27 protein-coding genes are annotated in these 22,484 nt (G+C 65.0%); 10 read left to right on the plus strand and 17 right to left on the minus strand.

The features are described from left to right. Positions 1–41 precede the first annotated feature (41 nt). The 8 genes from recJ to FMM02_RS11200 form a co-directional block, all read right to left on the minus strand. A complete protein-coding gene (gene recJ, locus FMM02_RS07420; RefSeq protein ID WP_147494246.1) occupies positions 42–1,793 on the minus strand; it encodes a single-stranded-DNA-specific exonuclease RecJ in 1,752 nt (583 codons plus the stop codon). Beyond that, complete coding sequence (locus FMM02_RS07425) at positions 1,790–3,274, minus strand: PH domain-containing protein (protein WP_147494247.1); 1,485 nt, start codon at positions 3,272–3,274, stop codon at positions 1,790–1,792. Before FMM02_RS07425 ends, recJ begins: the two co-directional genes overlap by 4 nt. Next, complete coding sequence (locus tag FMM02_RS07430) at positions 3,271–3,756, minus strand: PH domain-containing protein (protein ID WP_147494248.1); 486 nt, start codon at positions 3,754–3,756, stop codon at positions 3,271–3,273. The genes FMM02_RS07425 and FMM02_RS07430 overlap by 4 nt, the downstream gene beginning before the upstream one ends. Before the next feature lie 39 nt (positions 3,757–3,795). Next, on the minus strand, positions 3,796–4,770 hold the full coding sequence (gene glpX / locus FMM02_RS07435) for a class II fructose-bisphosphatase (protein ID WP_147494249.1): 975 nt from the start codon (positions 4,768–4,770) through the stop codon (positions 3,796–3,798). A gap of 64 nt (positions 4,771–4,834) precedes the next feature. After that, entirely contained in the window at positions 4,835–5,320 is a 486-nt protein-coding gene (locus FMM02_RS07440) for a DUF2721 domain-containing protein (protein ID WP_147494250.1), read from the minus strand. Positions 5,321–5,351: 31 nt separating this feature from the next. Continuing rightward, a complete protein-coding gene (locus FMM02_RS07445) occupies positions 5,352–5,933 on the minus strand; it encodes a L,D-transpeptidase family protein (protein ID WP_147494251.1) in 582 nt (193 codons plus the stop codon). A 120-nt stretch (positions 5,934–6,053) separates the two neighbouring features. After that, positions 6,054–6,842, minus strand: a complete 789-nt coding sequence (locus FMM02_RS11195; protein WP_187107725.1) for a LytTR family DNA-binding domain-containing protein — start codon at positions 6,840–6,842, stop codon at positions 6,054–6,056. A gap of 28 nt (positions 6,843–6,870) precedes the next feature. Next, the gene (locus FMM02_RS11200) at positions 6,871–7,047 is read right to left on the minus strand and encodes a hypothetical protein (RefSeq protein ID WP_187107726.1); all 177 of its coding nucleotides are present in this window, start codon (positions 7,045–7,047) and stop codon (positions 6,871–6,873) included. 76 nt (positions 7,048–7,123) lie between these two features. Here FMM02_RS11200 and FMM02_RS11205 point away from each other — a divergent pair, with 76 nt between their 5' ends. Continuing rightward, complete coding sequence (locus FMM02_RS11205) at positions 7,124–7,432, plus strand: hypothetical protein (protein WP_187107727.1); 309 nt, start codon at positions 7,124–7,126, stop codon at positions 7,430–7,432. On the opposite strand, the gene FMM02_RS07455 is transcribed toward FMM02_RS11205, so the two are convergent. From FMM02_RS07455 to FMM02_RS07470, 4 genes are all read right to left on the minus strand, one after another. Beyond that, positions 7,429–7,920 (minus strand): META domain-containing protein, encoded by a 492-nt coding sequence (locus tag FMM02_RS07455; RefSeq protein WP_147494253.1) that lies wholly within the window; start codon positions 7,918–7,920, stop codon positions 7,429–7,431. The two genes, FMM02_RS11205 and FMM02_RS07455, sit on opposite strands and share 4 nt — an antisense overlap. Positions 7,921–7,967: 47 nt before the next feature. Further along, positions 7,968–9,146 carry an LL-diaminopimelate aminotransferase gene (locus tag FMM02_RS07460; protein ID WP_147494254.1) on the minus strand — a complete coding sequence of 393 codons (1,179 nt, stop codon included), beginning with the start codon at positions 9,144–9,146 and terminating at the stop codon, positions 7,968–7,970. 40 nt (positions 9,147–9,186) lie between these two features. Further along, positions 9,187–9,495, minus strand: a complete 309-nt coding sequence (locus FMM02_RS07465) for a DUF202 domain-containing protein (protein WP_147494255.1) — start codon at positions 9,493–9,495, stop codon at positions 9,187–9,189. Between the two features lie 112 nt (positions 9,496–9,607). Continuing rightward, entirely contained in the window at positions 9,608–10,228 is a 621-nt protein-coding gene (locus FMM02_RS07470) for a trimeric intracellular cation channel family protein (RefSeq protein ID WP_147494256.1), read from the minus strand. Between the two features lie 79 nt (positions 10,229–10,307). Between FMM02_RS07470 and FMM02_RS07475 the strand changes: the two genes are divergently transcribed. Beyond that, positions 10,308–12,041 (plus strand): PHA/PHB synthase family protein, encoded by a 1,734-nt coding sequence (locus FMM02_RS07475; RefSeq protein WP_147494257.1) that lies wholly within the window; start codon positions 10,308–10,310, stop codon positions 12,039–12,041. Positions 12,042–12,087: 46 nt separating this feature from the next. Here FMM02_RS07475 and FMM02_RS07480 read toward each other — a convergent pair whose 3' ends face one another. Next, complete coding sequence (locus FMM02_RS07480; protein WP_147494258.1) at positions 12,088–12,309, minus strand: hypothetical protein; 222 nt, start codon at positions 12,307–12,309, stop codon at positions 12,088–12,090. A 15-nt stretch (positions 12,310–12,324) separates the two neighbouring features. After that, entirely contained in the window at positions 12,325–13,257 is a 933-nt protein-coding gene (gene rarD, locus FMM02_RS07485) for an EamA family transporter RarD (protein WP_147494259.1), read from the minus strand. A 226-nt stretch (positions 13,258–13,483) separates the two neighbouring features. On the opposite strand from rarD, the gene FMM02_RS07490 reads away from it, so the two are divergent. The 5 genes from FMM02_RS07490 to FMM02_RS07510 are packed head-to-tail and all read left to right on the plus strand — an operon-like array spanning position 13,484 to position 16,474. Then, positions 13,484–14,044: a DUF4893 domain-containing protein gene (locus tag FMM02_RS07490; protein WP_187107728.1), complete on the plus strand. Its 561-nt coding sequence runs from the start codon at positions 13,484–13,486 to the stop codon at positions 14,042–14,044. Then, positions 14,041–14,412, plus strand: a complete 372-nt coding sequence (locus FMM02_RS07495; RefSeq protein ID WP_147494261.1) for a ribose-phosphate pyrophosphokinase — start codon at positions 14,041–14,043, stop codon at positions 14,410–14,412. The genes FMM02_RS07490 and FMM02_RS07495 overlap by 4 nt, the downstream gene beginning before the upstream one ends. A gap of 9 nt (positions 14,413–14,421) precedes the next feature. Then, complete coding sequence (locus FMM02_RS07500; protein ID WP_147494262.1) at positions 14,422–15,561, plus strand: RluA family pseudouridine synthase; 1,140 nt, start codon at positions 14,422–14,424, stop codon at positions 15,559–15,561. Next, entirely contained in the window at positions 15,558–15,785 is a 228-nt protein-coding gene (locus tag FMM02_RS07505) for a hypothetical protein (protein ID WP_147494263.1), read from the plus strand. Before FMM02_RS07500 ends, FMM02_RS07505 begins: the two co-directional genes overlap by 4 nt. Then, positions 15,782–16,474: an ATP12 family chaperone protein gene (locus FMM02_RS07510; RefSeq protein ID WP_147494264.1), complete on the plus strand. Its 693-nt coding sequence runs from the start codon at positions 15,782–15,784 to the stop codon at positions 16,472–16,474. The genes FMM02_RS07505 and FMM02_RS07510 overlap by 4 nt, the downstream gene beginning before the upstream one ends. Here the strand turns inward: FMM02_RS07510 and gmk are convergent. Beyond that, a complete protein-coding gene (gmk, locus tag FMM02_RS07515) occupies positions 16,457–17,122 on the minus strand; it encodes a guanylate kinase (protein WP_147494265.1) in 666 nt (221 codons plus the stop codon). The genes FMM02_RS07510 and gmk overlap by 18 nt on opposite strands. A 123-nt stretch (positions 17,123–17,245) precedes the next feature. Here gmk and FMM02_RS07520 point away from each other — a divergent pair, with 123 nt between their 5' ends. From FMM02_RS07520 to murA, 3 genes are all read left to right on the plus strand, one after another. Further along, a complete protein-coding gene (locus tag FMM02_RS07520; RefSeq protein ID WP_147494266.1) occupies positions 17,246–17,980 on the plus strand; it encodes a phasin family protein in 735 nt (244 codons plus the stop codon). Between the two features lie 164 nt (positions 17,981–18,144). Further along, positions 18,145–18,480: an ATP-dependent Clp protease adapter ClpS gene (clpS, locus tag FMM02_RS07525; RefSeq protein ID WP_187107870.1), complete on the plus strand. Its 336-nt coding sequence runs from the start codon at positions 18,145–18,147 to the stop codon at positions 18,478–18,480. Positions 18,481–18,518: 38 nt separating this feature from the next. Continuing rightward, positions 18,519–19,802 (plus strand): UDP-N-acetylglucosamine 1-carboxyvinyltransferase, encoded by a 1,284-nt coding sequence (gene murA / locus FMM02_RS07530; protein ID WP_147494268.1) that lies wholly within the window; start codon positions 18,519–18,521, stop codon positions 19,800–19,802. Here the strand turns inward: murA and FMM02_RS07535 are convergent. Continuing rightward, the gene (locus tag FMM02_RS07535; RefSeq protein ID WP_147494269.1) at positions 19,799–21,127 is read right to left on the minus strand and encodes a metal-dependent hydrolase family protein; all 1,329 of its coding nucleotides are present in this window, start codon (positions 21,125–21,127) and stop codon (positions 19,799–19,801) included. The genes murA and FMM02_RS07535 overlap by 4 nt on opposite strands. A gap of 62 nt (positions 21,128–21,189) precedes the next feature. Beyond that, on the minus strand, positions 21,190–22,458 hold the full coding sequence (locus FMM02_RS07540; protein WP_425473685.1) for a DUF445 domain-containing protein: 1,269 nt from the start codon (positions 22,456–22,458) through the stop codon (positions 21,190–21,192). Positions 22,459–22,484 lie beyond the last annotated feature (26 nt).

The raw sequence follows: 22,484 nt of genomic DNA on the forward strand, positions 1-22,484 counted from the left end.
AAGCGTGGTGCGGGCGCGACTAGGGGATGCTTGGCCTTGGGTCAAGCGGGCGCGGCGTCCTCCAAGTGCATTTCCGCGGCATTCCCGCCATTCCATTCATCGCGTTTGATCGTCCCGGCCAGCCACCAGCGGCTGTCCGCGGCAGACGAAAGCAGCGCTTGACCCAACGAGCTGTCGGAAGCGCGGAAGGCGATCAGCTTGAACGATCGCCCATCGTCGCCGCTGGCGATCGCCCGAACATGGCCGTTTCCGACGATTCCCGGCCGAATCAGTCGTACAGGGCCGACCGCGATCCGGGGTGCTGGCCATCCCGCGCCATAAGGTCCCGCGGCATCAAGGGCGTCGCACAGGCCCCCGACCACGCCGCCCGGGGCAAGCAGCGCGTCCAGCAGCAACGACCGGCTCCCCCGAGCTATTTCGACATCGGCGGCGATGCGCTCGCCGAGGTAAGCGCGAAGCGCTTCGATCCCGCCCGGCGCGACGGTAAGGCCGGCGGCCATGGCATGGCCCCCGCCGGCCAGGAGTAGCCCCTCGTCTTTGGCCGCAAGCACTGCGGAGCCGAGGTCGACACCCGAAATCGACCGGCCCGATCCCTTGCCGGTGCCGTCTTCCTCTTCGGCGATGACGATCGCCGGGCGTCCGAATCGTTCCTTGATCCTGCTGGCAACGATGCCGATGACCCCGGGGTGCCAGCCACGACCCGAGACCAGCACTAGCGGCGCATCGGCCTGGGCCTCCGCCGCGGCGTTTGCCTGTTCGCTGACCAGCATCTCGATTGCCCGCCGCTCCTCGTTCAACCGGTCGAGCTCAGCGGCTATTTCGCGCGCTTCCTCCTCGTCGGTGGTGGTGAGCAGGCGAACACCAAGGTCGGACTTCCCAACCCTGCCGCCGGCATTGATCCGCGGGCCCAGCGCAAAGCCGAGGTCGCGGCAGGTCGGCGGCTTCATCAGCCGCGCCGCATCGGCCAAGGCAGCAAGACCGATGTTGCGCCGTTCCGCCATTACCTTCAGCCCCTGCGTGACGAAGGCCCGGTTGAGCGTTTTCAGCCGGGCGACATCGGCCACCGTGCCGAGCGCGACAATATCGAGCAGGTCGATGATCTTCGGTTCCGGCGCCTCGGTGAACCGTCCCCGCCGCCGTAGCTCGCGAAGCAGCGCAACGCCGAGCAGGAAGGCCATGCCGACCGCGGCAAGATGGCCATGCGCGGCCCCCGTTTCGCTCTCATCTAGCCGGTTCGGGTTGATGACCGCCTGCGCAGTCGGCAGCCGCGATGCGCATTGGTGGTGATCGCAGATAATGACGTCGAGGCCAGCGGCCGCGGCTTCGTCGAGGGCTTCGAACGCCTGCGCTCCGCAATCGACGGTGATGGCCAGGCTCGCGCCGCGTCGCTTCAATTCGACCAGTGCTGCGCCGGACGGGCCATAGCCTTCCATCAACCGGTCGGGGATATAGACCATCGGCTCGATCCCCAGCCGCCGCAGCGTCAGGGTCAGCAATGCCGCCGAGGTCGCGCCGTCGACGTCATAGTCGCCGAAAATGGCGATGGTTTCGCCGGTCTCGACCGCGTCCGCGACGCGCGCTGCGGCCTTGTCCATGTCGGCGAAAACCGACGGATCGGGAAGGAAGTCGCGAATGGTCGGCGCGCGATGACGGGCCAGTTCATGATCGGCAATGCCGCGCGCCATGAGCAATTGGTCGGTGAGATCGAGGCCCAGCTCGTCACCGCCGGGCCTGCGCCAGCGCCATGGCTGTCCACCGATGCTTCGTTCCACCCCGCAGACGAATTCGTTCATGCCAGCAACTCCGCGCGCAGAGCCTCGGCCTCGCTGCGCGTCAGGGCAGGGACGTGATGATCGGAAAAGCCGCCGCCCCCGGCAACTCCCAACCGCAGCGTGCAGATGCCGAATGCCCGGCTCCACCAGCTTTCGGTCAGGTCGACGCTCTGGATCTTGCCGCGCGGCACGATCGACCGGCGGTGCCGCCACCAACCGGTGGCGATGAACAGCATGTCATGGTCGAGGGCGAAGCGGGTGAGTTTCCAGTCGAGCCGCCGGACAAGAACGGCAAGCGCGCCGCCGGCCAGCCACAACAGGGCGATGGGGCCAAGCAGGCTGATGGTGCCGAGTGCGATCAGTGCGGCAGGCAGCAGGATGATCACGAAGGAAGTGACGAAGGCGTAGGAAATTTTCCGCCATTGTTCCGTCCTCGGCGCCACCGGCCATTCGATCGAATAGAGGATCGCGCCCGCTTCCTCCTCCCGCACTAGCGGAGCGACAACATGGTCGCCCCTAGCGCCGTCGCGGGCAAGGCTTTGGAGCTTGAGTACCCACCAGCCGAAGTGGCGCCGGACCGGGCCGCTGGCAAGGATCGCGGCCTGAACCCGGCGGGCCGGGATCGACACGTCGGTCAGGGTAACCAGGCCGCGGCGGCGGCGGAAGCCGACTTCCGTCCGGTCAAGCCGAAAGCCATGCTCGCGAAGCACCGTTCGAACCAGTCCCGTGCCCACGCCTAGCAGGATGAGCAGCAACGAGCCGGCAACCGCTGCGCCTATCTGGTGGGCGACGACCAGGTCGCGGACGGGGTCGGCGCGGTCGAGCAGCGAAGTCCAGAAGCTGCGCCGGAACGGATCGAACCCGACCGCCTCGCCCAGCGTCTGAGTGAAGCCGAACAGGCCGGCGATCACCGCCAGCGAGAAGTTGAACAGTCCGGCGGTCGCCACGCGCCTTTTGCCCATGGCGAAGATCGGCGCGGCCTCGTCGATCACCTCCGCGTCGCCGGTAGCCGTGACTGGCATGCCCTTGCGTGCCCGGATGTGTGCGCGCAGCGCCTCTGCGCGGTCGAGCGAGATGGTATGGAGGACTCCATCCTCTTCCTTGCCGCCGGCCGATGCGCCCGTTTCCAGCTTGACCCTGACCAGCCCAAGCAGCCGGTGAAGTGGTCCCTGTTCGAAATCGACATCGGTCACGCGGTCGAAGGGGATGGCCCGACTCGTGCGGCTAAGCCAGCCGCTATCGATGCGCAGCTCGTGGGTGCCTACGCGATATTCGAGTTTCAACCAGCGGATCAGAAGCGAGAGAAAGGAGAAGGTGACCGAACCCACGACAAGCAGCGCCGCAATCCACCAGCGCCCCTGGGAAGCCAACAGGGCGCCACCAGCGAGCAGGCCCCAGGCACCTTTGACGATCTGCGGGATGCCGGTGATGAGGTAGAGCGGGTGGAGCCGCTCGGGCGGTCCCAACTCGGCGGTAGCGGACGGTGCGGCCGCGTCGTTCATTCGGCGTCCGCGCGAATCTCGGATCGGATCGCGTCGCGGATGGCGGCCGCGCGCTCCGGGGCGAGGCCGGGTAGGCTGACGACGCTATTGTGGGTGCCGGCGGTGTGAATGACGAGCGTCGCGGTGCCGAAGAGCTTGTCGAACGGCCCGCGAGTCACGTCGATATGCTGGACGCGGACGAACGGAACGACGGTATCGACGTGGAACAGCCAGCCGCGAACCGTGCGCAACAATCGGGCGTCGATCGCGTAGCCAAGCCGGCGATAGATCCGCTCGGGCGCAACGGTGATCGCGCTGAGGCCGATCAAACCGAGGACCGCCGGCAGCACATCGGCGACAGGGGTCTGCGACAGGAACAGGCCGTTGATCACGAGCGCAGCGATGAACAGCGGCACCCAGAACGCCGCGGCCTGCGCGCGGAGCGCATGTTTATAGGCGGGCTCGACCCGCTGGATGTCGGCCGGGATGGCGGTTGCTGTCATGCGCCGACAATAGAGCGCGCCCGATGGCTCACAAGGTTTTTAGAAGGGCTTGTGATATTCGGTCGTCACCCGCCTGACGGTGCCGGTGCTTGCGCGCATGACAATGCTTTCGGTGGTGGTGCAACCGCCCTTGCGGCGCTTGACGCCATCGAGCAGCGAACCGTCGGTGACGCCGGTCGCGGCGAAGATGCAATCGCCCTTGGCCATGTCTTCAAGGGCATAGATGCGGTCGAGGTCATCGATTCCCCACCGCTTTGCGCGGCCCCGTTCATCGTCGTTCCGGAACAGCAGCCGGCCCTGCATCTGCCCCCCGACGCAGCGCAGCGCGGCCGCTGCGAGCACACCCTCGGGCGCACCGCCAGTGCCTAGGTAGATATCGACGCTGGTATCGGGATCGGTCGTCGCGATGACCCCGGCGACATCCCCGTCGGGAATCAGCTTGATCCCGCAACCGAGCGCGCGAAGTTCGGCGATTATCGCCGAATGGCGCGGCCGATCGAGCACGCAGGCGACGATTTCGCGCGTGTCGACTCCCTTGGCCTTGGCGAGGGCCCGGACGTTGTCAGCCACCGAACGGCCAAGGTCGATCGTCCCCTGCGGATAGCCGGGGCCGATAGCGATCTTGTCCATATAGACGTCGGGAGCGTTAAGCAGGCCGCCCTGCTCGGCGATCGCCAGTACCGCTAGCGCGTTCGGTCCGGCATTGGCGGTGATGGTCGTGCCTTCCAGCGGATCAAGCGCGATGTCGATCGACGGGCCTTGTTCCTGCTCGGTGCCGACCTTTTCGCCGATGAACAGCATCGGCGCTTCGTCGCGCTCTCCCTCGCCGATCACCACGGTGCCGTCCATCGGCAGCTGGTTGAGCGCGGCGCGCATTGCTTCGACCGCCGCGGCGTCCGCGGCATCATTGTCGCCCCGCCCGATCCAGCGTGAGGCGGCGATCGCCGCCGCCTCGGTCACCCGGACCATTTCAAGGACGAGGACGCGATCAAGGACTTGGCTGGCGCTGACCATGGGGACTCCGGATGGATAGGTTCGCCCCGCCGATAGGCATGTGCGGGGCGGCGCGCAACCGGCGCTACTCGGCTTCGGCCTCATGCTCCAGGATGTGATTCCCGATCTTGACGCTCCGGGTTGCCAGCCGCGTTTCGTAGAGGAAGATCGCAAAGCTTGCACCGGTCGCCACCATCGCGGCAATGAACAGCAACGCCACCGCGGTGCCGAACTTGTAGCCGCTCAGGAACGCGCCGAACAGCAGGATGACCACCAGCGAGATCAGCACCGCGGCCAGGACCGACGCGAAAATGGCGGTGTTGACGACGGCGATACGCCGGTCGAGCGCCCGCACTTCGCGGATTAGCCGGTCATGTTCCTCGCCCCGGCTCTGGAGGATGCGCGGCTCCAACTTGCGGGCCCGGTCGACGATCCGGGCAAGCCGGCCGGCGCAGACGTTGAGGAAGGCGCCGAGCCCTGCGAGGAGGAACACCGGCGCGACCGCCAGCTGGATGATCTGTGCAAGCTGGGTGAGCTCGGGTGTCGGCGGAATAAGGGGGGGCTGGGCCATCGCTCGCCTATGCCCGAACAGCGGCGCTGGGTCAGCCCTCGATGACCACCTTATTGCCAACCTTGGTCAGCGCGAACAATTGCTTGGCAAAGGCCATCGGCAGACGGATGCAGCCATGGCTGGCGGGGTAACCGGGCGTCGCGCCGCCGTGGAAGGCAATGCCCTTGTCGTCGATGTTCTGCATGTAAGGCATTGGTGCATTGTCATATTTGCGGCTGAAATATTTCTGGCGCTTGAAGTTGATCGTCCAGAATCCCAGCGGCGTGGGGTGACCCTTTTTCCCGGTCGACACATTGGTGACCGCGATCAGCTGCGAACCCTTAAAGATAAATGCGATCTGGTTGGCGATATCGACGGTGATCGCCACCTCGCCCTCGGCTGGGATATTCGTGGCCCAATGAAACTCGCCGGGACGCAGTGCGGTCCGGCCGATCATCTTGTGCATCGCTTCGAATCCCGAAGCCGAAAAGCCGTTGGTCCAGCGATAATTGGTGTGCGGCGGAATGAAGCGGGGAGACGCGACCTGCGGAACAGGTGTCGTCGAGGGGGTCGTTGAACAGGATGCGAGCGCGAGCGCGGCACCTGCCGCCAACGCCATCAGGATTCTACGCATGCCCGCCCCCGCTGAAAAGAGGAGCAATCCCTGCCTCACCGTCGAACGACGCACAAGCAGTTCAGGTTAACCCCGGACAACGCCCGACCGCGCGCGGTAACCGGCGTGTCGATAACCGCATCAACCGTAAGGCGATGAAGCTTTGCCAAAGGCCGCCCGTACCGCCGGTACGAATGTCCTTCCGACAGGAACCAGCCTTTCGTCGGCAAGACACAGGAAGAGCCTCTGGCCCTCGGTTCTCATGCCGGTCACCGCGGCCCGCGCGACCCACCATCGGCGGTGGATCTGCGTACCGAGCCGGGGATCGATCATGGCGACTGCGTCGGCCATCCGCATCAGGACAAGGGCGCTGTCGCCAGCAGCATGAACGCGAAGATAATGATCGTCGGTTTCCAAGGCGATGATGGCGCTGCCGACTTCTCGCGGAAGTCGGCTGAGCAGCGCTGGCGGGAAGGCTGGCGCGGCGGTATCGTCGCTTGGGTCCGGTACCGGCGCCCGAATTTCCGGCGGTGCAGTGATGGAGATCGCATAGCTGATCAGCAACTGGACCGCGGCAACCGCCATGAACAGGGCAGGGAGCTGCTGGAGCCCGAACACGCGGCCCGGCTGCACCTGTGAAAATGTCCAGGCCACGACGAAGGTCATCGGCAGGGCGGACAGCACTGCAACGCCGCCGATCCGCATCAGTCCTGCGGGAAGGCGTGTCCGCGGCATGATCGCGTCGGCGGCGATGACCGCCGCAACCCCGGCGACCGTCAGGCCAAGCCAGAACGCGTAGCGGATTGCGGTAGGGAATGCCGGGTAAGAGCCGAATGGCCCCGCGAAACCCAATAGCAGGCCAACCGCGCCAGCAACCAGCAAAGGTCGCCATTCCCCCTTTAAAAGCCGTTGGCGCCGCGTGAACTGCATGCATTCCACATTCGCGAAAAAGTGGACGCTATTGGCGAAAATCCGGATTGTCGATGTCAGCGCGTAGGTCGATGGCGCGGCGACCTGGCGCAATTCGCGCTTCCTGTCCCACCCAGATCCGGAGAATGACGATGAAAATGATGATGCTTGCGCTCGCCGCCGCCTCTGCGGCCGCCGCGACCCCCGTGCATTCGGCGACGTCCATTGCCGTAAATTGTGACAATGGACCCGCGCCCGCCAGATCGGAGCCGCCGAACCTGCATGGCAATTGGGACTTTCTAATGGACGTTGGGGGAACTCCGAGCTTCGGACTTTTGTCGATTGGACTGGTCGATGGCGGTTATGGAGGGTCATTGACGCCCGTAAGGACCGCGCCGGTGGTCCTGCGCCGCATCGACCTGGCCGGCGACAAGATCCACATGGTCGTCGCATCGCGCGAAGGCGATGTCCTGTTTGACGGCACGTTGTCGCCCAAGGGCGACCGGATGTGCGGGATTGTGACCTATCATGGCGGCCAGAGCTTCCCGATGATGGCGCAGAAGCGTCCCTCAACCTATCTGTCGCGGCCCGAGGCCCCGAATGCGCGCTAGGGGCGTCGCGAGCGGACGAGGTCCAGGGTCCCGACCTCGTTGATCAGCCGCAATCGGTCAGGCGGGGTCAGCTCCATGGTTAGCGTCTTACGCAAGATCGCATGGGCCCGCTCTTCAAGCGCCATGGTCGCGGGGTCGCAGCCGCGCTCGGTTATTGTGGCATGGTCGGTCCCCAGCGTCAGCTTGTCGCCGTTGCGGGCCCACCCTCCAATGCGCAACTCGTTGCAGCCGAGGTAGGCGCTACTGGGTGGTTGCGGAGATGCGCTGGCGGTCCCGGGCCCCGAACCGGCCGCTGTCGCCAGGCCCTGCGCCCCGAGCGTCAGCGACAGACCGCCGGAGGGACGCCCGTCCACCGCGACAATCGCCCATCGCCCCTGAAGCCGGTCTTGAACCGTGACCGGCCGGACCTCTCTGGCCGGATCGACCGCAGCGGTAGGACCAAGACAGGCGCTGAGCGCTAGCGGGAGGAGCAGGGCGAGGCGGTTCATGGCATGATCCTAGATACGGGACGATGACCCAGGTGCAGTGTCGCCGCTCAAGCCCGTCTCAGAATTTTCTTGATGCCGCGCGCGGCCTGCCTCAGCCGCTGCTCATTTTCGACCAGGGCCAGGCGGACGAAACCCTCGCCTTCCTCGCCGAAGCCGACACCGGGGGCGACCGCGACATGGGCCTCGGTCAGCAGAAGCTTGGCAAATTCCATGCTGCCGAGATGCTTGAAGGCTTCGGGGATCGGCGCCCAGGCGAACATGCTCGCCTCCGGGACGGGGATGGTCCAGCCGGCGCGGCCGAAGCTTTCAACCATGACGTCGCGGCGCGCCTTGTAGAGCGCGCGGTTGAAGTCGACGATATCCTGCGGGCCGTTGAGCGCGGCGCAGGCCGCCGCCTGGATCGGGGTGAAGGCGCCATAGTCGAGATAGCTTTTGACCCGGGTCAGCGCTCCGATCAGCCGGGCATTGCCGACCGCGAAGCCCATCCGCCAGCCAGCCATCGAATAGGTTTTGGACATGGAGGTGAATTCGACCGCGACCTCCTTCGCGCCCTCGACCTGCAGGATCGACGGCGTCGGCGTCTCGCCGAAGTAGATCTCAGCATAGGCGAGATCGGAAATGACAATCAGTCCGGCTTCGCGCGCAAAGGCCACCAGCTTTTCATAGAAAGCCAGGTCGACGGTCTGCGCGGTCGGATTGGAGGGATAGCCGATCACCAGCACCTTCGGCCGCGGGACCGTGTAGCGCATCGCCTTTTCGAGCCGGTCGAAGAAGTCGGGACCGGGAACAGCGGGGATCGAGCGGATCGCGGCGCCTGCGATGATGAAGCCGAAATGGTGGATCGGGTAGCTGGGGTTGGGGGTCAGCACGACGTCGCCCGGCGCGGTGATCGCCTGGGCAAGATTTGCAAGTCCTTCCTTCGATCCCAGCGTGACGATCACTTCGCTGTCAGGATCGAGTTCGACGTTGAACCGCCGCGCATAATAGCCGGCCTGTGCCTTTCTCAGGCCGGCAATGCCTTTGGACGCCGAATAGCGGTGAGCGGTCGGCTTGGCCGCCACTTCCGCCAGCTTGTCGATGACATGTTTGGGCGGCGCGCCGTCGGGATTGCCCATTCCCAGGTCGACAATGTCCTCGCCCCGCGCCCGCGCAGCGGCCTTCATCGCATTGACCTCGGCAAAGACATAGGGCGGCAGGCGGCGGATTCGGTAGAAGTCGTCGGTCATTGCGGGGTCATGACGGCGACGCTGCGTCGCGGCAAGACCGCTAGTCGTAGAGAAGCCATATCGCCACGATCAGTAGCATTGCCGCGCCGGCAACCCCATAGGCCGACCGGCTCATGCCTGCGCGCGAGGGTGGAGTAACCTCATGGCTCGAAAGCCTTTCGATGGCCATGCACATCCTCCGCCTCGCGCTCAGGATCATGACGATTGCAAGCAGGAGGAACAGCGAGGCGATCCCGCGCGGGATCCAGGCTGGCTCGATCCGAGCAAACAGCGCCCTGAGGCCAAGGCCGACCCCGATCGCCGCAAAGGATGCGGAGGTCCAACTGGCCATCGTACGTTCGACCGCCATCAGCGTCCGATCCTCGGCGAATTTGGTGCGCTGCCGGGCTTCCTCGGCTTGGTCGGTCGTGCTGATCGGCTTCTCCTTGCTTTTCCAACGAGACGCGAATGTTGCCGGTTCCCTAGCCCCGGTAGGCTGGCAGCGACAGCCCGCGAGCGATCGCCGCCGCCCTGAGCGAAAAGCCGGCGAGACCCGCGACCAGCGCGGCCAGCGTCAGCGGCACACCGGCCAGCGCGACGACCACAAACAGCCCAGACGCCAGCGCAGCAGCGGTAACATAAAGTTCGGGCCGCATCAGGATCGAAGGTTCATTCGCAAACACGTCGCGAATGATGCCGCCGAGGCACGCGGTCATCACTCCCATGGCAAAGGCCGGGACCGGGGCAACCCCGTAACGCAGCGCCTTGGCCGCGCCATAAGTCGCATAGGCAGCAAGCCCGACCGCGTCGAACCACAGCAGCGCCCGCTCGGCGATCGCCTCGCGCGACAGAAACCAGACGCCGAGCGCCGCGCCGATGCAGATCAGCAACGTTGCATTGGTGTTCATCCAGAACACCGGCGCGCCGATCAGCAGGTCGCGCATCGTCCCGCCGCCGACCCCGGTAACGACCGCAAAGAAGATGAAAGTCACCAGTGTCTGTTTTTTTTCGGCCGCGAGCAGCGCTCCCGAAACGGCGAACACGGCGATGCCGACATAGTCCAGCAGGACCAGCGCGTCGGGGAGGAGCGGAGGCGAAGTCATCGGCCGTCATTGCGGGGAACCGCGGAGCTTCGCAATCCATTTGCTTCGTTCCGGCAACAATGACGCGTATGATGGACCGATGAGCGACGAAACGACAACGATGACCGGGCCGGAGGATTGGCAGCATTGGGCGCTGGTTATGGCCCGCGCCAACCAGATGCTGCTCGAAGCCTGGGCCGACAGTCTTGGAAAGGCCAGGCAAATGCCGGGGCTGGGTCTGGCGCAGCCCCCGGTCGACGCTTCCGACCCGATGCAGTGGATGAGCGCCGGCGCCGAGGCCTGGTCTAAGGGGCTGGAAGGCTGGAGCCAGATGCTTGGCCAATATGCGTCAGCGGGTGAAGCGCGGGACCGCCGCTTCGGATCGCCGGAATGGCGCGAAAACCCGCTGTTCGACACCGTCCGCCAAAGCTATCTCGCCATTTCCGACAAATTGCTGGGAACCGTCGAGGAAATTGAGGGGATCGACGACAAGGCGCGGGACCGGCTGCGCTTCGCGACGCGCGGTTTCGTCGATGCCATGAGCCCGGCCAACTTCCTCGCTACCAATCCCGAGGTCATGAAGCGTACGCTCGATACCCGCGGCGAGAACCTGCTCGCGGGATTGCGCAACATGCTGACCGACATTCAACGTGGGCAGGTCACGCAAAGCCCCGACGGCGCGTTCGAACTCGGCCGTAACCTGGCGGTGACCCCGGGCAAGGTCGTCTATGAAACGCCACTGTTCCAGCTGATCCACTATGCGCCGTCGACGCCGGAAGTGCTGGGCACCCCGCTCGTCATTTTCCCGCCGTGGATCAACCGCTTCTACATCCTCGACCTCACCCCTGAAAAAAGCTTCGTCAAATGGACCATCGACCAGGGCGTGAGCCTGTTCATGGTCAGCTGGAAGTCAGCCGACGAGAGCATCCGCGACATCGCCATGGACGATTATGCCGCCGCCCAGGCAGAGGCGATCGACGTGATCCGCGACCTGCTCGACGTGCCGTCGGTCCATGCCATCGGCTATTGCGTTGCCGGGACCACGCTTGCGGCAACGCTTGCCTGGCTGGCGGCGAAAGGCGAAGCGGACAAGGTTGCCAGCGCGACCTTCTTCACCGCCCAGGTCGATTTCGAGGACCCTGGCGACCTGAAGCTTTTCGTCGGTGACGAGACGATGGCGACCCTAAAGCAGCTTACCGCGGAGGATGGGGTTCTCGACGGCCGGGTGATGGCCGCGACCTTCAACCTGCTTAGGGGACGCGATCTCATCTGGAACTATGTCGTCAATAATTACCTGATGGGGAACGACCCGCCGCCGTTCGACCTGCTGCACTGGAACGGCGACGTGACCAATCTGCCGGGCGAATGGCACCGCGACTATCTCGACCGGCTATATCGCCAGAACCTGCTGGTGAAACCCGGCGCGATTTCCATTCGCGGCGTCCCGATCGATCTCGGCCGGATCGAGACCCCGGCCTATGTCCAGGCGGGACGTGAGGATCATATCGCGCCTGCGGGAAGCGTGTGGAAGCTGACTCGCACGCTCAAGGGTCCGACCCGCTTCGTGCTTGCGGGGTCGGGCCATATCGCCGGGGTCGTGAACCCGCCGGCCGCGAATAAATATCAATATTGGACCAATAACGGCGCGCCGGCGTCGCTCGACGAATTCGTCGCCGGTGCAACCGAGCATAAGGGAAGCTGGTGGCCTGACTGGATCGAGTGGCTCAATGGCCTCGACGGAAAAACCGTAAAGGCGGAAGGCGCGCGCATCCCGGGCGATGGCAAACGCAAGGCGATCGAGGATGCGCCAGGCCGCTATGTCCGCACGCGCTAGGCGGTCAGTTCTTCATTCGGTTGAGGTGACGTTGCGGGATCGCGCGTCAGATGATGCCGCCGCCGATCATCAGCCTGACGATACCGACCACGACCACGAACAGGTTGAGGTTACGGCCAGTGCGGCTGCCGGACACCTGGCCGATGCCGGCGCCGACCACGGCTAGCGGGATAATCAGCCAGTTGGCCCAGCCGAGCAGGGGAAGAAAGGCAATCGCTGCGCAAAGCAGCGCGACGACCCCGATTATCAACGAGACAAGGTTCAGCATCGCGCGAGACTGCGCCTAACTGTCCTGGACTGCAAGTGGACGCCGGCGGCCCCGGGCCATCGCCCCGACATAGAGGATAAGGGCAATCCAGATGCAGCCGAAGGCAATGCCGTGCGCTGTTGTGAAGGGTTCGTGGAAAACCGCGACCGCCAGCAGGAATTGCAGCGTCGGGGCGATGAACTGGAGCATGCCGACAGTCGCATAGCGCAGTCGGCGCGCGGCGGCGGTGAAGCAGAGCAGGGGTACGGTCGATACCACTCCCGCAGCCATCAGCAGCCCGGTTTCGGTGCCGGATGTGCCGAACATCGGTCGGCTTTCGGCACCACCCATCAACAGCCAGCCCAGCGCCAGCGGGAAGAGGATCGCGGTCTCGATCGCCAGTCCGGGCAGTGATTCCACATGGGCGATCTTCCGAAGCAGGCCGTAGGTCGCGAAGCTGAAGCAAAGCGTCAGGCTGATCCACAAGGTGCCAAGCGCGCCTGCGGCCAGAACCGCGATGCCTACCCCGGCAATCGCCACCGCCGCCCACTGGACCTTGGTCAGCCGTTCCTTGAGGATGAACCGCCCCAGCAGGATGTTGGCGAGGGGGTTGAGATAATAGCCGAGGCTGCCGGCGAGGATGTGGCCACTGTTGATCGCGTAGACGTAGAGCAACCAGTTGATGCCGATAAGCACCGACGTCAGCAGCAACAAGGCCAGAGTCTTGCGGTGCGCGATCGCCGAGCGAATCTGGGTGAAGGCCTTCCCGATCCATGCGAGCAGTCCCAGCACCAGCAGCGACCAGATGATCCTGTGCGCGACGATATCGATCGCCGGCACTGCCTGGAGCCATTTGAAATAGATGGGCATAATGCCCCACAAGCCGTAGGCTGCCAGGCCATAGATCAGGCCGGCGCGAGTCCTGCGGTCGGAGTCGGACGGCTTTGGGGCGGAATGTTCGGGGCTCATCCCGTGCCGGTAATGTCCCTTGGCGCGCAGTCAATCGATGATCGCAACGAACCCGAGGTTGAAAGCGTTGCGGGGCTTTGACACCTTGGGAACGGGTCGGGGAAATCAAAGGAGTCGCGGATTGCAAGTCGTCCGATGCCTGACGCTCATGTCCATTCTTGGGGCTGCCGGATGCAATCTTCCGTCGGGGCCCAAGCCTGGGCCGACGGTCAGCATCGCTCCCAAAATGAAGAGCGATGTCTGGGAAGCGGTCGCGAGTGAAGCCGACTTGGCGCGAATCCGCAGGGTCGCGACGGGCTGGTCGAGTGGCCTCGCGGAGGCGCGCGCCAGCGGGGCCGCGAATGAAATCAGGGCCGAGGGCAAGCTGCTCGACCCCGACGCGGGGCTGGCTCGGCCGGCGCCGACACCTGGAAGTTATAGCTGTCGGCTGGTGCGCCTGGGGAAGGAAGGTTCGCGCGGGCCCGCCTTTCAGAAGTTCAAGCCATTCTTCTGTTACGTCCAGGTCGAAGGCGACCTGTTCACCATTGTCAAACAGACGGGAAGCCAGCGCCCGGCCGGGCGGCTTTGGGAAGACGATCTGCCGACCCGGCTGATCTTCCTCGGCACGCTTGCGCTGGGGAACGAGGAGGAAGCGCGCGCCTATGGCGACGATCCCAAGCGCGACATGGCCGGCATTTTCGAGCGGTTCGCGCCGTTCAAGTGGCGGCTGGTCATTCCCTATCCGCAAAATGGCGCGCGGCTTGATGTTTTCGAACTGACCCCGGTCGCCGACCAGCCCGCGGGATGAGCCTCGGCGACTGGCGGGGCGTGCGCGCGCATCTTGTCGCGGCGGCCGCCGCGGGCCATCCGCTTACCTATTCCCAGCTGCTCGAACATCTCGGCTATGGCTTTTCCCGGCCGAAGATGCGCGCATTGTGCAAGACGCTCGGCACTGTCGACGAAGATGCCGCCGCCAATGGCGAACCGGAGCTGGCCGTCCTCGTGGTCCGTCAGTCCGATGGCTTGCCCGGCCAAGGCTGGTGGGTGGCGGGCGGCGGGAGTGCCCATGGCTATGACGGGCCGTGGGAAGGACCCGAGGCCACCCGGTTCATCGACCGGCTTCAGCGCAAGGCCTTCGATTATTGGGCAATGGCGAACAGCGAGCGGAACCGCTAAGGCGCCGCCATGGTTACGCAATCCAGCGGCGATGTCCGGACTTTTACCGTCGGTGAGGATGATGATGGCATCCGTCTTGACCGGTGGTTCAAGCGGCATTTGCCCGACGTCAGCTTCAATCTCGTGTCGCGCTGGGCGCGGACCGGGCAACTTCGCCTCGATGGCAAGCGCGCAACGCCCGGGGACCGGCTCGAGACCGGCCAGACGCTTCGCGTCCCCCCGGCCGAGCCTGCGCCCGCGGAAGGGCCCGGCGCCAAGCCCAAGCGGATCGTCGAGCCGCTCACCGAGGATGAACAGTCTTTCGTGCGCGACATGGTGATGGCCAGGGGCCGTGACTATTTCGTGCTGAATAAGCCGCCGGGGCTGGCGACCCAGGGCGGCACCAAGACCAACCAGCATCTCGACCGGCTGCTCGACGGGCTGGCCGACGACGATGGACAGCGGCCCAAGCTGGTGCACCGGCTCGACAAGGACACGTCGGGCGTGCTGTTGGTGGCGCGGACGGCGCGCGCCGCGGGCCATTTCTCCAAGGCTTTTGCCGGGCGCACCGCGCGGAAAGTCTATTGGGCGATCATCGTCGGCGTCCCATCGCTGGAGGAAGGGACGATCGACGCGCCCCTGGCCAAGCAGCCGGGCACGGGCGGCGAGAAGATGCAGGTCGACGAGGAAAATGGCCTGCCCGCGAAAACACGCTACCGCTTGATCGACAGGGCCGGTAACCGCGCCGCCTGGGTCGAGCTTCAACCGCTCACCGGCCGCACGCATCAGCTTCGCGCGCATATGGCGGCGATTGGCCATCCGATTGTCGGCGACGCCAAATATGGCGGGGCCGACGCCTTCCTGACCGGCGGGATCAGTCGCAAGCTGCACCTCCACGCACGGCGGCTGAAGATCGACGGGCTCGACGGCAAGCCAATCGACCAGCAAGCGGACCTGCCGGGCCATTTCGCGGAGAGCCTTGAGGCCTTGGGCTTCGATCGCATGGCCGGCGACATGCTACCGCTAGACACGCCCGATCCGGCCCGCACGCCTGAGGCCAAGGCCCGCCGCGCCGCGGCCCACGCCAAGTCGGCCCGCAAGGCCCGCAAGGGCGAACGCCGGTCGCGCGGGGCCGCACCGGCCAAGACCGGCAGGAGGCCGCGCAAGTGACCGACAATAATGAAGCGCTCTGGCGCAAGAGGTTCCAGCTGTTCAGCGCGGTTCGGCTAATCGGACTCCTGACTGTGCTGCTCGGCGTCGCGATCGCCCTTACCGACTTGCTCCGGCCAGGCGGCTGGCCGCTGATCGGCGGCGTGCTGATCGCGGTCGGCTTCATCGATGCGCTGATAGTCCCCAGCCTGCTCCGGAAAATGTGGGAGCGCGAAGACCGGTGAGGCGCTTCTGGAAGACGGCGGAGGTCGTCGAGGCGAACGCGGGTTTTGGAATCTCGCTCGATGGCCGGAGAGTGAAAACCCCGGCCCGCGCCGACCTCACCGTTCCCGTGCGAGACTTGTCCGAGGCAATCGCCGCCGAATGGAACGGTTGCGGCGATTGCGTCGATCCGCGCGCCATGCCGATGACCGGCCTAGCCAATGCGGCGGTCGACCGGGTCGCACCCGATCGTGAAAGCTTTGCGCGGGGCCTCGCCCGCTACGCGGAAAGCGATCTTCTCTGCTACCGCGCCGAGGGTCCCGCGGCGCTGGTCGAACGGCAGGCCGAAAGCTGGGACACGCTGCTCGGTTGGGCGCGACGCCGCTATGACGTCGACTTTGCCTGCCAGCAGGGGGTGATGCATGTCGCCCAGCCCAAGGAGACGATCGACAAGCTTGGCCATGCCGTTGCGTCGCTCGATCCGTTTCGGCTGGCCGCGCTGTCGCCGCTCGTGACGATCGGCGGTTCGCTGGTCGCCGCGCTGGCCGTCCTCGAAGCGATGATGCCGGCCGCCGAGGCATGGGATGCGGTTAGCCTCGATGATCAGTGGCAACTTGAACAATGGGGCATGGATAGCGAAGCTCTGGCTTCACTCGATGCGCGGCAGCGCGATTTCCTCGCCGCTGCCCGGTTCCTAGATTTGTTGCGGTGACCCGGCGACGAGGTCGCGCACGAAGCTGACCAGATGGGCCTGGCGCCAGCGCTTCAGCCGTTCGGCAGCGAGGATCGATCGTACCTCGGCCAGACATGAGTCCATGTCCTCGTTGACCAGGACATAATCATATTCGGCCCAGTGGCTGATCTCCGCCGCGGCGCGCTGCATCCGTCCGGCGATCACCGCGTCGCTATCGGTTCCCCGTTCGTGCAATCGCCGTTCGAGCTCGCCCATCGACGGGGGCAGAATGAATACCCGTACCAGATCCTCACCCATCGCCGCGTGAAGTTGCTGCGTGCCTTGCCAGTCGATATCGAACAGCACGTCGCGGCCGTCCTTCAACGCCGCCTTGATCGGCGCCTGCGGCGATCCATAATGATGGTCAAACACCGGTGCCCATTCTGCGAACTCGCCGTCGGCGATCATTCGCTGGAACTCGCCCGGCTCGACGAAATGATAGTCCCGACCTTCAACCTCGCCGGGCCGCATCGGCCGGGTCGTTGCGCTGACCGACATAGTTACATGGGGATCGGAATCGAGCAGCATCCGGCTGATCGTCGACTTTCCCGCGCCGGAGGGCGATGACAGGACGATGAGAAGGCCCCGGCGACGGCGGGCGGGCTGAGAACGGGTCAGGTCGGCCATGCGTGCTGTTGGCGCGGCCTTGACGCGCCGTCAAGCAGGCAACCCCTGATTGTGCAGCGCACAAAAACTCTTGATTTTCTTTGTGCGGTGCACTATTGTGCATTGCAGCAAAGGAGTTTTGACGTGGCTGACGAAACCAAGGTCCAAGAAAAGATGGAAACGGCAACTGCCGCAGTGGCGACGCCGGTAAAGGTGGAGGCCGCAGCGGTCCAGCCGACCGTCCAGGCGAAAGTCCTCAAGCCCGCCGCCAAGGCCGCAACCAAGGTTGCCAAGGCGACGGCCAAGGGCGTCGATGCCGTCAAGCAAGTCAACAAGCGCGCGGCCAAGAAGGTCAAGCGCGCCCGCAAGGCCGCTCCGGTGGCCCGTGCAACCAAGATCGAAGGAACCAAGTCCATGAATTATGATTTCAACCAGCTGTTCACCAGCTTCCAGCTTCCGGGCACCGAAAAAGTCCAGGCGCTGTTCGCCGACGCCGGCGAGCGCAGCCAGGCCTATGTTGCCAAGTCGCAGAAGGCCGCCGAAGAAATGACCGACCTCGCCAAGGCGAACGTCGAGGCTTTCGTCGAAGCGGGCAAGATCGCTGCGACCGGCGCCAAGGCCATTGGCCAGGACGTCATTGCGTCGGGCCGTGAGGGCGTCGAGCAGGCGTCGGACGCGATGAAGACGCTGGCGGAAGCCAAGTCGCCGGCGGAATTCTTCCAGATCCAGTCGGAACTGGCCCGCGCCTCGTTCGACCGCTTCGTCGCCGAAAGCTCGAAGCTGACCGAGCGCGTCGTCAAGCTGGCCGGCGAAACTGCCGAGCCGCTGCAGACCCGCGCCAGCCTCAACGCCGAGCGCGTTAACACTCTGGTTGCCTGACCTCTCCCCCTCTTTGTGAAGGCAACCCTGTTCGCGGTCGTCCCTCAGCCTTACAGGCTGCGGGGCGGCCGCTTTTCTTTTCGGGACAGGCGGCACCAGCCTCCTTGCGGCGCGTTGCGCCGTTGCCATATTTTAGGGCGACAATGACAGACCAACCGATTCTCATGGCCGGCGACGAACCGGGGCAGGGCGACGGCCTCGACGATATCGAGACCGGCGTTGTCACGCGCACCCGGCCCAGGACGAAGAAGCCCTCCAATTATAAAGTGCTGATGCTCAACGACGATTATACGCCGATGGAATTCGTCGTACTCGTCCTGCAGCGCTATTTCTCGATGGATCTTGAAGACGCGACCCGGGTCATGCTCCAGGTCCATCAGCAGGGCGTCGCCGTATGCGGCGTGTTCACCTATGAAGTTGCCGAGACCAAGGTCAGCCAAGTGATCGACTTCGCGCGGGAGAACCAGCACCCGCTTCAGTGCACGCTCGAAAAAGCCTGACATCTTGTGAGTCTCGTCGGGTGCGCTAAAGCCCGCCGATGGATTCCATTCGCATTACCGGGGGAAAGCGCCTCGAAGGCAAAATCCCCATCTCCGGGGCGAAGAACAGCGCGCTGACGCTTCTTCCCTGCGCACTGCTCACCGAAGAAAAGCTGACCCTGACCAACCTGCCGCGGTTGGCCGACGTCGACAATTTCTCGCATTTGCTGAACGAGCTTGGCGCTTCGACCAAGGTCGCCGCGCTGAAAAAGGGCGAGATTGGCCGGCGAATGACGCTGGAGGCGGACGAGATCGCCTCGACCGTCGCGCCCTATGACATGGTCCGCAAGATGCGCGCCTCGATCCTGGTGCTCGGGCCGATGCTCGCACGGGCAGGGGAATCGACCGTTTCGCTGCCCGGCGGCTGCGCAATCGGTGACCGACCGATCGACCTTCACCTCGAAGCGCTGAAGGCGCTGGGCGCGGAGATCGAGTTGGCTGCCGGCTATGTCAAAGCCAGCGCTCCCAAGGGCAGGCTTCCCGGCGGCGATTACAGCTTCCCGGTGGTTTCCGTCGGCGCGACCGAAAATGCGGTGATGGCCGCGGTCCTGGCGACCGGCAGCAGCCAGCTGTTCAATGCTGCGCGAGAGCCGGAAATTGTCGACCTATGCAACCTGTTGGTGGCGATGGGCGCCAAGATCGAAGGGATCGGTTCGTCGCACCTGACTATCGACGGGGTCGAGGGCCTGAATGGATGCACCTATGCCGTCATGCCCGACCGTATCGAAGCAGGAAGCTATGCCTGCGCTGCGGGGATCACAGGCGGTTCGATCGAGCTGGTCGGCGCCAGGCCATCAGACATGCTGGCGATCACCAACGCGCTGGCGGCAGCCGGACTCGTCATCGAAATGACCCATAACGGCATGAAGGTTACCGCCGACAAGCCGCTCAGGCCGCTGGCGATCTCGACTGCGCCCTATCCGGGTTTCCCGACCGACATGCAGGCTCAGTTCATGGCCATGCTGTGCCTGGCGCAGGGCGAAAGCTTCCTTGAGGAAACCATCTTCGAAAATCGCTACATGCACGTACCCGAGCTTCGCCGCATGGGCGCGAGCATCGATGTGCGGGGCCGCTCAGCGATCGTCCATGGTGTCGCTGGCCTGACCGGGGCACAGGTAATGGCCACGGACTTGCGCGCCTCGATGAGCCTGGTGCTGGCCGGCCTCGCCGCCGAAGGCGAGACCGAGGTGCTGCGCGTCTATCATCTCGACCGCGGCTATGAGCGGCTCGAGGAGAAGCTCAGCGCGGTCGGCGCGAAGATCGAACGCGTCAGCGCGACCTAGTCGACTATCGTCAGCTGCCGTGCGCCACCTTGCTTGTGCACGCGGCCCGATTTCATCACGAAGCCGACGCTTTCGAGCAGCCGGATGTTGGCCGTCGGGTCGCCGTCGACGGCAATGATGTCGGCATCCTTGCCGGCAGCAATCGTGCCGACCCGCGACGACACGCCCAGCAGTTCTGCCGCATCGACAGTCGCCGATCGAATCGCGATCGCCGGGGCCATGCCGTTCTTGACCATCAGCGCAAACTCCTCGGCGTTTCGACCGTGCGGGCTGACCCCGGTGTCGGTGCCGAAGGCGATCTTGACGCCGCTGCGGATCGCCTGCGCAAAACTTTTCTCGGCATTGCCTGCGGCCAGCCGGGCTTTCTCAAATTGGGCGGGGGTCAGTGCGCCGCGCTGCCCGTCAGCAAGCGCCGCCGCCGGGGCGAGGAGGGTCGGGACATAATAGGCGCCCGTCTGCGCATAAAGGCGGAAGGTTTCGGCGTTGGTAAACGTGCCATGCTCGATCGAGTCTACGCCGGCGCTCAGGGCGGCATTGATCCCGTCGACCCCATGGGCGTGGGCCGCGACCTTGCGACCGAAGCTTTTGGCAGTGCTGACCGCGGCGCGGATCTCGTCGTCCATCATCTGCTGGTTTAGGCCACCGGGGACGTTCGAAAGGACGCCGCCGGTCGCCATGATCTTGATCACGTCAGCGCCGTGGCCGACCTGTTCGCGGACCGCGCGGCGGCAATCGTCGGCGCCGTTGCAAACGTTCCGAGGGTTGGCGACGGCCAGGCTGGAATCGCGATTACGCAGATTGCGCGGGTCGCCATGACCGCCGCTGACCGACACGCCGAGCCCTGCGGCGATAATCGTCGGGCCGCCGACCATGCCGTTGTTGATCGCGTCGCGCAGCGACAGGATCAGGCGTGGATCGCCGCCAAGGTCGCGGACGGTTGTGAAGCCGGCCTGCAGCGTCTTTCGGGCATTGGCCAAGGCGATATAGGCATTATCCTCGCTATCGAGCGAATTTTCTTGAAGCCGCGCCTGCAATCGGTCGTCGAGGCCGCGAAGGTGCACATGGCTGTCGATCAGGCCCGGCATGACAGTCGCGCTACGCAGGTCGATGACCCGTGCGCCGGGGACCTCGGCGAAACCGGGCTGGACCGCTTCGATCGTCCGCCCGCGCACGATCACACTGGCGTTCCGCATTGGCGCCTTGCCGGGCTCGGCCATCAGCGTGCCGGCATGAATCACAGTCAGCGGTTCGGACTGCTGCGCTGCGCCGGGCACGGCGAGGGCGAGGGCCGCCGCAGTGGCGGTGAGGCGGGCGACAAGCTGCATGGAATTCTCCCCTGATCGAATTGCCGATCAATGGAGCCGGTTGGCCGGCCGGTTGCAAGTCCTCAGATGGCGTCGACGGCGTGAAGCGCCAGCCCGACCAACCCACCGACCAGCGTCCCGTTGATGCGGATATATTGGAGGTCGCGCCCGACCGTCGTTTCGAGCCGGTTGGTGATCGTCTGGGCATCCCAGCGGCGGACGGTCTCGCTGACCAGCTTGACGATCGACCCGCCATAGCTGGCGGCCATGCCAGACACAGCGCGGCGGGCGAACATGTTGATCGCCGATTTGAGCCGCGCGTCTTGTTCGAGACTGTGCCCCATCGACTGGAGCACTTCGCCGAGCTTGCCTGCCATCGCCGCGTCCGGGTTGCGGGCTGCGCGGATCATCGCCTCGCGCCCCCGTTCCCACAGCGTGTCGAGCCAAAGGGAGACTGACCGGTTGTCCAGCAGCTCCAGCTTGATCGCCTCGACCCGGGCCCGAGTCTCGGGCTTGGTCTGGAGGTCGTTGGCAAGTTGGGCGAGCGCTTCTTCGATCTTGATCCTGACCGGATGGGCGGGGTCGGTGTGCATGTCTGCGCTCAGCTTGCGCAGTCCATCGACGATCGCGTCGGCCAGCTTGGCATCGAGCCCGGCAAGCTTGAGCACCCAGTTGGCCCGCTTGTGGACCATGTCCCGGATCAATCCCTCATTGGCGTCCAGCGCCCGGGCGGTCCAGCGGATCGCCGCCTCGAGCATCGGCACGTGCCGGTCCTCGTTGATCGCCGAGGCCAACGCATGGCCGAGCAGCGGTGACATCTCCATCTTGCGCACCCGCGCCGAAATGGCGGCTTTCACCAATCCTCCCAGCCGTTCCTGGTCGAGGCTTTCGAACAGGTCAGCAATGAGGCGGCTTGCGCCCTGCCGAATGCGGTTTTCCTCTCCCTGCGGCGCCTGCAGGAAGCGGCCTGCTGCGCCGGCGAGGTCGATGTTGCGCATGCGGCGCGCAACCACGGGCGCAATGAGGAAATTTTCCTTCAGGAAATTCGCCAGCGCTTCGCCGATTCGGTCCTTGTTGCGGGGAATAATCGCGGTGTGGGGGATGGGCAGGCCGAGCGGATGGCGGAACAGCGCGGTAACGGCGAACCAGTCGGCCAGCCCACCGACCATCGCCGCCTCGGCAAAAGCCTTAACATAGCCGACCCAGGAATAGGCAGCTTCAAACTGGCGACTGACCAGGAATACCGCAGCCATCAGGAGCAGCAGTCCGGTCGCGGCGACCTTCATGCCGGTTGCGCCTGGCTGCGCCGGGTTGAAGCGGGACAGGGCTGGCTGACGAGGAGGCGGCGTCATCACCGCCACTCTAGCCTGCCCTGCGG

The organism is Sphingomonas xanthus, assembly GCF_007998985.1.
GTDB classification, from domain to species: Bacteria; Pseudomonadota; Alphaproteobacteria; order Sphingomonadales; family Sphingomonadaceae; genus Sphingomicrobium; species Sphingomicrobium xanthum.